The sequence below is a fragment of the Rubinisphaera margarita genome (assembly GCF_022267515.1).
Taxonomy (GTDB): domain Bacteria; phylum Planctomycetota; class Planctomycetia; order Planctomycetales; family Planctomycetaceae; genus Rubinisphaera; species Rubinisphaera margarita.
This window is the reverse complement of the sequence record NZ_JAKFGB010000014.1, coordinates 212,951-225,906: the sequence shown is the minus strand read 5'-3', so window position 1 is coordinate 225,906 and position 12,956 is coordinate 212,951. Positions and strand designations below refer to the sequence as shown.

At 59.2% G+C, this 12,956-nt stretch carries 9 protein-coding genes; 3 read left to right on the top strand and 6 right to left on the bottom strand.

Annotated features, from left to right (window positions below; translation table 11 throughout):
- Nucleotides 1–71: 71 nt before the first annotated feature.
- From L1A08_RS13810 to L1A08_RS13800, 3 genes are all read left to right on the top strand, one after another.
- Nucleotides 72–1,850: a hypothetical protein gene (locus L1A08_RS13810; RefSeq protein ID WP_238757024.1), complete on the top strand. Its 1,779-nt coding sequence runs from the start codon at nt 72–74 to the stop codon at nt 1,848–1,850.
- Nucleotides 1,851–2,000: 150 nt separating this feature from the next.
- Nucleotides 2,001–3,368, top strand: a complete 1,368-nt coding sequence (locus L1A08_RS13805) for a DUF1800 domain-containing protein (RefSeq protein ID WP_238757023.1) — start codon at nt 2,001–2,003, stop codon at nt 3,366–3,368.
- 13 nt (nt 3,369–3,381) lie between these two features.
- Entirely contained in the window at nt 3,382–4,605 is a 1,224-nt protein-coding gene (locus L1A08_RS13800) for a DUF1501 domain-containing protein (RefSeq protein ID WP_238757022.1), read from the top strand.
- A 577-nt stretch (nt 4,606–5,182) separates the two neighbouring features.
- On the opposite strand, the gene L1A08_RS13795 is transcribed toward L1A08_RS13800, so the two are convergent.
- The 6 genes from L1A08_RS13795 to L1A08_RS13770 all read right to left on the bottom strand — a co-directional run bounded on the left by L1A08_RS13795 (nt 5,183) and on the right by L1A08_RS13770 (nt 12,916).
- Nucleotides 5,183–5,920, bottom strand: coding sequence for a DUF3891 family protein (locus L1A08_RS13795; protein WP_238757021.1), 738 nt, complete (start codon nt 5,918–5,920; stop codon nt 5,183–5,185).
- A gap of 163 nt (nt 5,921–6,083) precedes the next feature.
- Nucleotides 6,084–7,814 (bottom strand): anti-sigma factor family protein, encoded by a 1,731-nt coding sequence (locus tag L1A08_RS13790; protein WP_238757020.1) that lies wholly within the window; start codon nt 7,812–7,814, stop codon nt 6,084–6,086.
- A 59-nt stretch (nt 7,815–7,873) separates the two neighbouring features.
- Complete coding sequence (locus L1A08_RS13785; RefSeq protein ID WP_238757019.1) at nt 7,874–8,479, bottom strand: RNA polymerase sigma factor; 606 nt, start codon at nt 8,477–8,479, stop codon at nt 7,874–7,876.
- A 121-nt stretch (nt 8,480–8,600) separates the two neighbouring features.
- Nucleotides 8,601–9,704, bottom strand: coding sequence for a prolipoprotein diacylglyceryl transferase (locus L1A08_RS13780; RefSeq protein WP_238757018.1), 1,104 nt, complete (start codon nt 9,702–9,704; stop codon nt 8,601–8,603).
- Between the two features lie 10 nt (nt 9,705–9,714).
- Entirely contained in the window at nt 9,715–10,575 is an 861-nt protein-coding gene (gene panC, locus L1A08_RS13775; protein WP_238757017.1) for a pantoate--beta-alanine ligase, read from the bottom strand.
- Between the two features lie 109 nt (nt 10,576–10,684).
- Entirely contained in the window at nt 10,685–12,916 is a 2,232-nt protein-coding gene (locus tag L1A08_RS13770) for a flagellin N-terminal helical domain-containing protein (protein WP_238757016.1), read from the bottom strand.
- Nucleotides 12,917–12,956: the final 40 nt, after the last annotated feature.

Here is a 12,956-nt window from a genome sequence, read left to right as displayed (position 1 = left end):
AAATGAAACCTGCATCACCGATGGAGAGGTATGCAGAAGTGTCAAATACGTCAATCACAGGATCGATATCGATGCGAGTTCCAATTCTGGCTGCTGTTCTTTCTGTCTTCTGCGTTTCGCCCCTCATGGCTGAGGATAGCGGACCGCATCTGCTGCCGATTTCGACGGTCATCTACGCCGAAATCGATCATCCGGGCGACCTGATTCGTGGTCTTCGGGACGATCCGGCCGTGCCGGCTCTTGTCGAGCAGCTGAAGCAGATCCCGGCGATCGGGAAGGCACTTGAGGAAGATGGCTCGGTCAAAGCCCGTGAGGCGCTGGGAATCATCGAAGCGCAACTCGGCCGCGAATGGGAGGATGTGCTGACTGCTCTGGTCGAGAACGGCATCACGTTCGGATTCGATCCGCTCAGCCAGGGAGCTGTGCTCATTCTGCATGCAGAAAGTGAAGAGTCTCTCAACGAGATCGTCGACGGGCTGCTCGAACTCGCCACGGCCGATGCCGAAAGCAAAGGAAAGAAGGCGCCCTTTCAGGAATCGGAGTACCGGGACGCCCGCGTTTTCCGTGGTGACAAGTTCGCGTTCGGTATCGCCGCCGATCGGCTCGTGTTAACCAACAAGAGTGAACTCGGACGCCGGGTCATCGACGCCATTTTCGAAACGCCGACGGAAAGTCTGGCCGTTCGCCCCAATTTCAAGCAGGCCCGCGAAGAGCGGTCGGAGGATTCCATTGGGTGGCTCTACGTCGATCTGGCCACGATCCGCTCGGCCAGCCCCGACGAGAAACTGCTCCAGGGGAAAGCCGATGATCCGGGTGGAGAGATCATTCTGGGAGGCGTTTTGGAAGGGCTAAGCAAGGCTCCGTATCTGACGGCTGATGTCACGCCCGGTCGCCGGTCCGTTTCGGCTTCGTTCTCGATTCCGCTCGATCGCAGCAGGATTTCGGAAGAACGAGTCCACTACTTCGGCCCCGACGGAGAAGGGCAGGCCGCTGCTCCCATCCACGTTCCGGGAAACATTCTGACCATCTCCACATATCGTGATCTGGCGCTCATGCTGCAGCGAGCCGGCGACCTCTTCAGTGAGAGCGCCAACGATGGTCTCGCAAAAGCGGAAACCGGTCTGTCGACACTATTCGGCGGACGCAGTTTTTCCGAAGATATTCTCGGGGCCTTCAGTCCGCAGCTGCAGCTCGTGGTGGCTCAGCAGTCGTACGATCGGCTCGACACGAAACCGTCAATCAAGCTGCCCGCCTTCGCTCTGGTCGCCGAGATGCGCGATCCCGAAGCGACTCGTGGGGCATTTCGTCGGAACTTCATGAACGCGGTCGGCTTCTTCAACATTGTTGGAGCGATGAAGGGGAATCCGCAGCTCGAACTCGACTTCGAAGACATCGATGACGGCGAGCTGATCAGCACACGGATCGTGACGCCGGCGGACAGGAAGGACCAGGAAGTTGTCCCTCTCACCTACAACTATGCCCCGGCGATGGGATTCAACGACCGGCTGATGGTGATCTCCTCCACCGGCGAACTGGCCCGGCAGATTCTCGGCCAGGTCTCGGAGGATGCCAAAGCGGAAGCAAAGCCAGAGGGTGGCGCGAAAGCAAACACGATCGTTCAATTTTCGACCGATGGCATCTTCGAGTTGCTGCTGGCCAACCGCGAGCATCTGATTGCCCAGAACATGCTGAAGGAAGGCCATACGCGGGTCGAAGCCGAAACGGAAATCGATTCTGGCATCGAAATCATCAAACTGTTCGACAAGGGACGTCTGGAACTCTCAACCTCCGACGATACCCTCGATCTCGATATCAGCGTGAGCTGGGACCGGATTCGCACGGCGGAATAAGCCGTTCCGTTCCCGGGTTCGTGCAGTGGTCGTCGCTCAGGCAACGATCGGCGCTTTCGGTACGTCTTCGACGATTCTCTTTTCCTGCAGACAGTCTCTGTCGCCACTTTTCTGTCAAACAACTGCGACGGAATGCGAGGTACTGGCGTGATGAAACCGGCTTCCAATCCGATCGATCCTGAGTGGGCCTGGGCTCCGTATGAACCGGCCGGGCCGGATGACTGGTCACTCGCCCATGTGGCCCACTTTCATCGGCGGGCGGGATTCGGGGCGAACTGGCAGACACTACAAGAGTCGCTGCCGTTGAGTCCGGTAACCCTGGCGACTCAGGCGGTCGCTCAAGTGGAGTCGACGTCAGTCGAGTCTTCTTCGCAGGCTCTGGTTTCCAGCATACTCGCAGCTGGCGGACTCAATCAGTTGCCGGCGTGGTGGATTCATCGACTGCTGGAAGGCTCAGCGACACTCCGCGAAAAGATGACGATCTTCTGGCACGGTCACTTCGCGACCAGTGGAGCCAAGGTTCGCGATCCTCAGCTGTTGCTGCGACAGAATCGACTGCTTCGCGAGCATGCTCTCGGCGACTTCCGACTGATGGTGCACGAAGTCGCCAAAGATCCGGCGATGCTGATGTATCTCGATTCCGATTCGAATCGCAAGGTGCATCCCAATGAGAACTTTGCCCGCGAGTTGATGGAGCTGTTCACTCTTGGCGAGGGCCGTTATACCGAGCAGGACATTCGCGAGCTGGCCCGTTGCTTTACCGGCTGGGAAGTGCGGCGGAACGAGTATCGTTTCAATCCCTATCAGCACGATGACGGCACCAAACGGGTCTTCGATCAGCGTGGTCCGTTCGGCGGCGAAGAGGGAGTCGATATCGTCCTGGAACGGGACGACTGTCCCCGGTTCATTACCTCGAAACTCGTTCGCTACTTCGTGGCGGATGAAGGACTGAGTGGAGACGACCTGATCGAACCACTCACGATTGAGTTCCGCGAGAACGGTCTGCACATCGCCCCCATCGTGCAGCGGATCCTCAGCAGCAATTTGTTCTATTCCGAGCACGCCCGAGCCAGAAAGTTTCGCTCGCCGATTGAATTCGCCGTTGGGTTCCTGCGAACACTCGACGGTTCGACCAATCTGATTGCCTTCAGTAACTCGCTCAAGGATCTGGGACAGTTGTTGTTCTTCCCACCCAACGTGAAAGGCTGGAACGGCGGCCGCGAGTGGATCAATTCGTCAACGCTGCTGGCCCGGGCCAACATGATGCACGAGCTGCTGTCGCGTTCGGAAACTCGATTTGGCGGCGGCGCTCTTCTGGAGTACTGTGAATCGAATGGCTGGCACGAGTCGGGGGAAATGATTGAGCGGCTCAGCACACTCCTTCTGGCGCTGCCGCTCAATTCCGAAGCCGCCGCCGAGCTGACGCAGTTGCTCGAGAGCGGGACCGGCGATCCGGAAAAACGGCTGCGTCGGGCGCTCGCTCTATTCGTTTCACTTCCCGTTTACCAACTCGCCTGAGTGAGGTGCAGAGATGTTGTCCAATCGTCGTGAGTTTCTGCAACTGGCCGCCGCCGGTGCCGTCACGCTGGGAACCCAGGGGCTGGCTCCCGCGTTTCTGCGGGCCGCCGCCCGTGAAGCCAGCGGACAAAGCAATATTCTGGTCGTGATCCAGATGAGCGGTGGCAACGACGGTCTCAACACCGTCGTCCCGTTCGCTGAAGACCGGTACTACAAAGCCCGGCCGAAACTGGCGATTGGCAGCAGCGACGTTCTCAAAATTGACAAAGAACTCGGCCTGAATCCGGTCTTGAGAGGCTTCGCAGATCTGCTCGAAGCGGGCCATCTAGGCATCGTTCAAGGAGTCGGATATCCCAATCCGAACCGATCCCATTTCGAATCGATGGATATCTGGCACACCTGCCACCGTCGAGCCGAGGATCGCAACGAAGGCTGGCTGGGACGAGCCGTCGATCAGCTGCAGGGCGCGGAACGCCAGGAGATCCCTGGAGTGCATGTCGGCAACGACCGCCTGCCGTTGGCCCTGGTTTCCCGCAGTCAACGAATTCCTTCGATTCAGTCGATGGACCAGTTCCACCTGAAGGCCAAAGAAGAGGAGTCTGTGCAGGCGTTTCGTCGCATGGCCAGTCATTCGACCGCCGGAGAAGGATCGATGCTCGACTTCCTGACAACGAGCACAGTCACCGCTCTCGATGTCAGCCGGCAGATTCAGGAGTCACTCAAGGATAGCTCCACGGCGGTGGACTATCCGCAGACCGGCCTCGGACGCAAACTGCGATCGATCTCGCAACTCATCTCCGCCGATCTGGGAACGCGGATCTTCTACGCCGAGATCGATGGGTTTGATACGCATGCCCTGCAGGCGGGGGCTCATACCGGGCTGCTCCGCGAACTGGGCGAGGCGGTTTCCGCGTTTGTGGAAGATCTCAAGGCGACCGGGAATCTGGATCGCGTGACCACGGTCTGCTTCAGTGAGTTCGGACGCCGCGTTGCGGAGAATGCGAGCGAGGGGACCGATCACGGCACAGCCGCTCCGATGTTCCTGATCGGTGGGCAGGTGCAATCCGGTCTGATCGGAAAGCATCCGAGTCTGGACGACCTCGAACAGGGCGACCTCAAATACCACACCGACTTCCGCCAGGTTTACGCCGGTCTGCTGCAGCAATGGCTGAAGTGCGACAGCGACAAAGTCCTCGGAGAACACTTCGATCCGGTGAGCGTCATCCGCAAAAGTTAAGGATGAAGACCGGCTGGCCCAGACGTGCACGTCTGGGTGACGCAGTCACAGGAAGAAGCTGTGAACCGCTGATGCAACTGCGGCCCTGCTCTCTGCTGAAAGCGTCGACAGAACCACAGACCGTCGGTAACCGACCTCTTGTGGCGCGGGATGTGGAATGTATGACTCCAAAGGTTTCGACCAGATGATGCAATAGACAGGTCATTTCTCGTAGCGAGGCGGATCGTGTCCCTTCGCCCCCTTTAGGGGGAGCGGCTTGATAAGTCTGCCAGAAGCAGAAGGCCCGAAGGGCGGATGAGGGGGCGATCCACCAGCGATGCTCCCTACAAGTAAGAATCAATGGCCTGTGGAGCATGTCGCCCGCATTTCCCCCTCACCCTAGCCCTCTCCCCCAAGGGGGCGAGGGAACTTACGTCGCCGGGCGCCTTCTAATCATTGCTCGACAATCTCCCTGGGTCGCATAAATCTGCGAAACCCTCGCCACAACAGATCCCACATTCCGCGCCACTCAGACGCACGCGTCTGAGTCATCCGCTTTCCTCTGAGAATCGGGAGGTTGTAAGGGTGGCATGACCGATTAGTTCTTGCGGATTGTCCACTCGCGTTGATTGCGTTTGGCGGCTTCGAGGGCGTCGGCGAGTTCCAGATCGTCCTCGAAGGCGAGCTGTTCCACGATGCGGACTTCGACGCCGACATTGAAGGATGTCGTAGCAAACGGCCATGGGTCTACGCCGATGGACTCGTCATCGCGCTGCCAGATCTCGTAACGGGTTTTGTCGCTAATGGAGATGATTTCCAGTCGACGCCCCCCGACCGGGAGAGCCCCCTGGCAGAGTATGAGGGAACAGCGATCGCACCAGCGGAGCAGGTCGTAGCCCCGATTCAGTTCCGACTTGCTTAACCCGAGCAGCCGCAGTTCGCGCGTGCGCTGCTTCTTCTCTTCGTCCATCAGTTCAAGAAGTTCCGGCAGAACGTCCTTGTCGTCGTAGAGGAACTCGACGTGCATCCCCTGCAGCAGCCCGATCCAGGTGTGCTTTCGGTACGCGTTGCCGATTCGCCGCTTCGCTTCGAGATACCTGGCTTTGTCGTCCATCGACATGAGGGTGAAATCGCGCGGGGCACCGAGTTCGGTCAGGTAGTGGTTCTCTCCGAACTCCTCTTTGTCGTCATCATGTCCGATGATCGCCGCGACCGTCTCGACCCAGAAACGCCCTCGCCATTCGTCCGCGAACTGCAGCGCCAGCGATCCGGCCAGCACACCATGGGAGGGCTGGAAAACGATTTCCCAACCCGATTCGATATTGGTAACGATCATCAGCAGCCGCGTCCTGTGTGAGTTCTGGGCGAATTGGCATCGTGGGCCTTTCCCTATCGTCATCGGAATCGGAACCGACACAAGACCGCGTTCGGAAAATGACAACAGCCCGACCGAAATCTCTTTCGGGCAGGCTGTGAAAATGATCGGCCGAGGCTAAGAGTCAATCTGAACGGGCAGGAGAGAGAACGATCATCACGCGGCTGCGCTGTGGCGACGCAACCTTTTTCCCCTGCCGCCGGGGCGAACTCTCCACGGGGGCCTGAAGTTCACTCTGGGCGACCGTCGCCGCTGGCGCGGACGGTTCGGGAAGATCGGGCTCGCTCGTGCTCACGGGAGCCGAGCCAGAGCGGACATTCATCTTCGCGATCCCCTGAGGCTTCTCCCCGGCCACGCTCAGAGGCCGCAGAGTACAGGCGAGCTGATAACTCGTCGCATCCTTCGGCTCGCTGGCCCGCAGTGCCGCGTTGGCGGAATCTGCTTCTGGAAGATCCGCGGCGGCATCGGGAAGGGGAGCGTCAGAGAAGGAAAGCGTGGACGGAGTTGATTCCGGCTTCAGTGGGACGCCAGCGATTCCGTCGCCAAACGGTTCGTTGCTCGCCATGTTCGCCGCAAAATGGTCCTGCGGAGTATAGATGAATCGAACCGCGCGGCCTTTGGAGTTCACGGAGACCTCGTTGGGCGCCATGTAGAACCGCTCGGTGGCCACCATCGCATTCTGGTGAATCACCTCGCCCAATTTCTCCTCGTTCGTCTTGCGCTCTTCATCGCTCGGGACCGCAGCTGCGCGATCGAGCGACTCCGTCTCACTCGGTGAATCGGCTCCGAGAGGGACGACGGCATAGGCGTCGTGCATCAGATTCGGAGCTTCACCAAAGTGGACTTTCTGAACCCCTTCCAGGGTGGTCATCGCGGACAGGGAATTCAGCACCTGATCGACGGAGGCATCGACGTACAGGGCCACCAGTTCGTCGTCTCCGCCTGATCTCGGTTCACCGGCCAGTTTCTCACTGGTGCCCTTCTGGAGCGGGACCGGTTCGCCGGGGGCGGCCGGTTCTGGCTCGAATCGTCCCGAATTTCTGTCTTTCGCAGAGGGCAATGAAACGACGCCGACCCCCTGAATGTCGTTGCTGACCAGCAGGAGTTGCAGGCGGCCGCAGGCATCGGCGACATCGACGACACTCAACTCCACGACGGCGACATCCTGTCCACTCTCGCTCACAAACCGAACCAGGTCGCCGGGTTGGATGTGCTCCGCCAGCTTTCGGGAATCGTTGAGTTGAGCCAGCACCCGTTGTTCGAGTGCTTGAGAAATCGGCGGCGCGGGAATCGAGTCGATGGGAGCATCGAGCTTCAGTTCTGTCGACGACATCATCATTGCAGGAGCGGCCGAATCTCCATCTCCACCCGCAGCCCGGCCCATGGCCAGGTGGCCGTTGAGAGTGTCGTCTTCGAGCGTGGGGAGCTCTGTCTTCAACGCTTCGAGCCCTTCGGTTCGAGCTATTGCCTGATCGTCCAGGGCTCCGGTGTTTGCCGTCTGGTCCAGCGAGGCTGTCCAGCGATAGAAGAAGAGCGAACAGCAGCCGATCAGCAGCAGAGCCGCGGTTGATCCGGTCAACCAGAGTGGACGACGGCGATTCTTCCCGGCTTTCGCATCGGAGGCGGGCAGGAGTGTCTGGCGTTCGATCTGCTGATGGACGGCGGCCACCATGCCGGACGGAGCTTTTTCCGACGGCAGACTGCGGAGCAGGTTTCCCATCTCCTGAAAATCGGCCAGCATCCTTTCGGCGGCTGGATCGGAATCGATCTGCTGCCGAATGCTTGCGCGTTCCTCGGGCGACACCTCGTCATCGAGGTAAGCCGAGATCAATTCTTCGTGAAATTCGCTGCCCATAACTGATCACCCTGTGGGTGTCTCAAAGTCCTCTGCTGAATCTGCTTCGTGTTCCGTATTCAACTGTTAGCCGCCCGGGAGTTGACCGGACCGGGGTTTTCCTGTTCGTCGAGAAGTCGCGTCAGTTTTTCCCGTAACAGGATTCGCGCCCGATGTATTCTGCTGCGAATCGTGCCGAGGGGAAGATCCAGAATCTGAGCGATCTCCTCGTATTTGAAATTCTCGATCTCCTTCAGAACGAGCACCGACCGGAATTCCTCCGGCAGCTCGTCGAGAGCCGAGTGCACCATCTGCTGACGTTCCTGACGTTCCAGTCGATCGCCGGGAGAAGGAGCCCGGCCGTCTTCGGGAAAGGAAAGACCTGTCTGGTCGGGGGGAGTGAGAGTAACCGTGGCGACTCGCTTTTTTCGTCGGCGACTGATGACCGTATTGTAGGCGACCCGGAATAACCATGAGTAAAACTCAGCATCACCACGGAAGGAGCTTAGTTTGCTCCACGCGGTGACAAACGTCTCCTGAGCCACATCGCGCGCCTCTTCCCGATCCCGCACGATCTGGACCAGCGCATTGAAGAGCCGATCCTGATACCGCGTCACGAGCGTATCGAAGGCGGGTGTCTGTCCTCGGACAGATTCTGCGATAAGTTCAAGGTCTGTCTTTTTCACGGCATTCGCACGTTAAGACGCAGGGGCCGGGCCAACAGTTCCCGGAAATTCCCTGAACTGATGACGAAGCAGCAGAAAGTTCCTGCGGGAAGAATCGCCGAGTCCGCAGGTGCACTTCAGATTACGTCGACGGAGACGATTTTGCGAGGTCAGATGCCTCCGGACGCGGCTGTCCCTTGAGTTCGAGCCAGATCAGAAACGCGACGCCGGCTGCCACCACGAGGATGCTCGTGTTCTGCGAGGGCGTCAGGCCCGTGTTCAGGACGGTGAATTCATCGCCGCGAACGAACTCGATCAGGAACCGGTTGATCGGGTAGAGAATCGCTCCGACGGCCAGCACTTCGCCGGTTCGCTGACGATATTTGAACACCATCGCCGTCACGAACGCGAGCAGAAAGCCACCGATCGAGCTGTATATCTGCGAGGGATGCAGCGGGAAACTGATGGCTGCATCGGGACTCAGAAACCCGAGATTCACCAGAGCCGACCAGGGGACCGACTCGGCGGGAAACGTGATCGCCCACGGCAGATCGCAGCGGTCGCCGTAGCAGCAGCCGTTGAGCAGACAGCCGATCCGTCCGAAGCCGAGGCCGAGAAACAGCGACGGCACCACCACGTCAGCCAGTTCGAGCGGACGGATTTTCCGGATCGCACAGAAGACGAAATAGGTGATCGTCGCCAGAATCAGGCCGCCGTAGAACACGAGCCCGCCATCGGTGAGATTGATCACTCGATAGAAGAAGTCCCCTGCTCCGTTCACGTCCCGGAAGACGTACTCCCGTTTCTGAACGAGATAGAAAATCCGGGCCCCGGCGATTCCGGAAACCAGAATGCACATCGCCACGTCCCAGATCAGTTCTTTGGGCAGGCCGACTTTTTCCGCTCGCTTCCCGGCCCAGGTCGCCCCGGCGAGAAACGCGATCAGGAGCATCATTCCGTAGCCAAAAACCGGGAAGATGCGGACAGGAGAAAGAAACCAGGCAGCTGCAGCGGCGATGACGAACGGCAACACCGTGTTGAGATACATCATGCCCGGCGAAACCGGTTTGCCATCCTTGCCCTGCAGCGTCTTCGGGCCATAGAAGGTTTGCCAGAAGCCGAGGAGAATCAGCAGGGCGAGCAGAATATACCCGGCTCCAACCGTAAGCAGAGGATGATCCGGAAGCCCGTTCGGCAGGATCGAAAAGGGCGCGTCCAGTGAAATGTAAAACAGAACCTGTCGCATCCGTCGTTCCTCAGCTTCCCTGCTCACTGCTGTGGAGCAGCATGTTATCAATGAGCCGCGTCTTCCCGACCCGAGCCGCTACCAGAGCGACCATCTCGGGCTGTTCGTCGTCGGACTCCGTCAATTCGACCGGTTCAACCACCGTGGCGTAATCGAGTTCGAGGCCGTCGACGGCTTCAAGGTCCTGCCGCAACTGCTGACGCACCTCGGCTACAGTCGACTGCGGATTCTGAAAGCGATCCCGGGCATTCGTTAACGCCCGTGAGATTGCCAGCGCGGTCTCACGTTCGGTGTCAGAAAGGTAGACATTCCGGCTCGACATGGCGAGGCCAGATTCTTCCCGGACCGTGGGGCAGGTGACGATTTCAACCGGGACATCGAGGTCGCGGCAAAGGCAGCGGATGATCGCCTGCTGCTGAAAGTCCTTGGCTCCGAAGAATGCCTTGTCCGGCAGCGTAATGTTGAACAGCTTCAGCACGACCGTGGCAACGCCATCGAAGTGATCCGGTCTGCTTGTTCCTTCCCAGCGGCTCGCCAGATCGCCAACGTGCAGATTGACCTGCCGTTCGACCGGGTACATCTCGTCGACACTCGGGTGAAAGACGAGATCGGCTCCCGCCGCTTCACACTTTTCGAGATCATTCTTGAAAGGCCGCGGGTATTTCTCGAGATCTTCGTGAGGGGCGAACTGTGTCGGATTGACGAAGATCGTTACCACGACGAAATCGCACTCCCGGCGGGCAGCTTCAATCAGGCTGACATGCCCGGCGTGCAGCGCGCCCATGGTTGGGACGCAGCCGACGATCTTTCCCGCAACTCGGGCATCGCGGACGATCCGCCGGGTTTCCGCAATAGTGGTGGCCGTCTGCATGCTCTGCACCTTCGATCCCGCAATATGAGAGGCCTTGCCAATTCGAGAGGCAGGCCAACTGCGGGGGATCTTAGGGAGGAGTCGGGCGGATTTCCAGCGGTCTCTCGACCTACAGATAGTTGAACAGGTTCAACTGCAGCGTCTGAGCGGCGATCTGTTGCGAGGCCTGAATCGTGACCTGCAGATTGGCGAACTGCGTAATCGCCAGAGCCATGTCGACATCGAAGACGTTCGAGATCGACTCCTGCAGCAGGATGTCTTCATCGGCCAGGATCGTCGCCTGTCGATCGAGCATCTGCAGGCGGCCGCCGACATCGCCGCGAACGATGTTGAACTGAGCCATCTCGGTTTCCAGCAGTCCGGATACCAGTTCGATCTCCTGATTGTTCCCGGTGTCGAGCGCATCCCGCAGTCGGAACATCAGGTCAAACAGTCCATTTGAACGCTTCGTGTTCGGATCCGACCCGACCAGATCGTTGACACCATCTTCCGTGCCTGCGATTCCCAGGCCCGTCGAGAGCGTACTCTCGGCGACCGTCAGACTGCCGGTGCCAGAGTTGTCGTTCAGTTCGAAGCCTTTCGTGGTGGCGTTGTGGGTCATCACGAGGTTGCCGGGATCGACCGCATTCACGAGGTCGAGCACGTCCTGCACGGTTACGGCTGTAGACAGATCGACATTGACGACGGACCCATCGCGACGGGTAATGTCGAGTGTCCCTGCTCCGACTGGCACCCCGGCTCCTGCATTGAGACTGGCCAGCGTGGTCGTGGTCGATGTCGCCCCGACAGAGGTTCCGGTGAGATTGGCGTTGCCGTCGTCGACGCCGGCGACTTTCAGAGCTTCCGAAATCGCGTTGTCGATCACCGTTAACGCACCGGTGCCCGAGGTATCGCTGAGGACGATGCCATTGCCCGTCGTATTCAGGGAAGCAGTGAGTACGCCGGGATCGGCCGCGTTGACCAGATCGAGCACATCCTGAACGGTTTTGGCGCCGTCGAGTTCGATGTTCAGTTCCGAGCCGTCGCGTCGAACGATCTGCAACTCAGACGGGCTGTCGACGGGGACGCCGCGACCGTCGTTCAGTTCCGCCAGTGAGGTATTCGCCGAGAAGGTCTTGATTCCCAGCAGCTGAGCATTGTTGCCGCCGTTCTCGCCGATGGAAACGCCGACGCCGCTGAGGCGACTTGTGATCTTCAGCCCGCGTCCATCAGCGGTGAAACCTCCTTCGACGTCGATGTTGGCGGTCTTCAGGGCGTTGAAGAAGTCTTCGACTGTCGTCAGTCCGTCCAGGTCAACCGTGGCTGAGTTGATCCCGTTGGTGACCAGAATCCCGTTGCCAGCCGTCGGGCCGATGCCTGTGCCTCCGTTGAGGGCCGCCAGCGGAGTGAGCCGCGTTAGACGCGGATCGAGATCAGTAGAGTTGATGGAAGCCGCCGCGGTGGACGCGATGCCGAGTCTTCCGGCGACATTACTCTTGGCCAGATCCGTGACCGCGACCGTACCGGCAGCTGGCGTGAGCGTGATTCCGGTGGAGGTGATCGAGACCGACAGATCGCCGCCGAACGGAGCTTCCATGCGCGTAATCAGATCCTGAATGGAACTGGCCGACTTTAGATCGATTTGTTCGGTCTGCGGGCCGCCACCGGTATCGACCGTCACTTCAATCGTGCCAAGTTCGACCCCGGACCCGCTGAACAGATCCTTAATGCGCGTCTGAGCCGTCACCGAAGGATTGAGGTTACTGCCGTTGACGTCGGTCGTTGGACTGAAGATCGAGTCGGCACTCACGTTGTTGGCCATCAGACCCTCCAGCGCGACAAACGATTCGATGGTCGTCAGCGAGCCGGAGAAGCGGACGGCGTCGTTGTTGCCAGCGGGAGCAAACGGCGCTCCCGTGTTCTCGGTGCCGCCGAACAGATAGCGGCCTCGGAACTTGGTGTTCCCGACGTTGACCAGTTCCTGAATCATCGTGCCAATCTCAGTCGCCAGCTGCTTTTTCTCGGATTCCGACGTGGCATCGCCAAGGCCCGAGAGAATGTGCGACTGCAGCGAGTTGAAGACGTCACTGATCCGGGACAGGCTCCCTTCGGTTGCCGAGAGCAGCGAGCGGCTCACTTCGACATTGATGGCGGTCTGCGTCTGTCGTTCCACGGTCTGCTGCAGCAGAATCGTTTTCACGGCCGAGGTCGGATCTTCGCCGATTGTCTGGAACTTCTGCCCTGTGGCAATCTGATCCTGCAACTGGCTGAAGAGCCGCGTTCGCGAATCCAGGTTCTGGAGCGCGCGGTTGTAGATCAGCGAGTTCGGGATTCTACCCGGAAGAATCGGTCCCAGTGACACGGGTTGTCGTAATCCTGTTTAATGAGTTTTAGTGAGTTGC

Bases quoted from the DNA above. Each gene is read 5' to 3' on its own strand.
- L1A08_RS13810 (WP_238757024.1), top strand. From the start codon at position 72: ATGCGAGTTCCAATTCTGGCTGCTGTTCTTTCTGTCTTCTGCGTTTCG.
- panC (WP_238757017.1), bottom strand. From the start codon at position 10,575: ATGCAGACGGCCACCACTATTGCGGAAACCCGGCGGATCGTCCGCGAT.
- L1A08_RS13800 (WP_238757022.1), top strand. From the start codon at position 3,382: ATGTTGTCCAATCGTCGTGAGTTTCTGCAACTGGCCGCCGCCGGTGCC.
- L1A08_RS13780 (WP_238757018.1), bottom strand. From the start codon at position 9,704: ATGCGACAGGTTCTGTTTTACATTTCACTGGACGCGCCCTTTTCGATC.
- L1A08_RS13795 (WP_238757021.1), bottom strand. From the start codon at position 5,920: ATGATCGTTACCAATATCGAATCGGGTTGGGAAATCGTTTTCCAGCCC.
- L1A08_RS13790 (WP_238757020.1), bottom strand. From the start codon at position 7,814: ATGGGCAGCGAATTTCACGAAGAATTGATCTCGGCTTACCTCGATGAC.
- L1A08_RS13805 (WP_238757023.1), top strand. From the start codon at position 2,001: ATGAAACCGGCTTCCAATCCGATCGATCCTGAGTGGGCCTGGGCTCCG.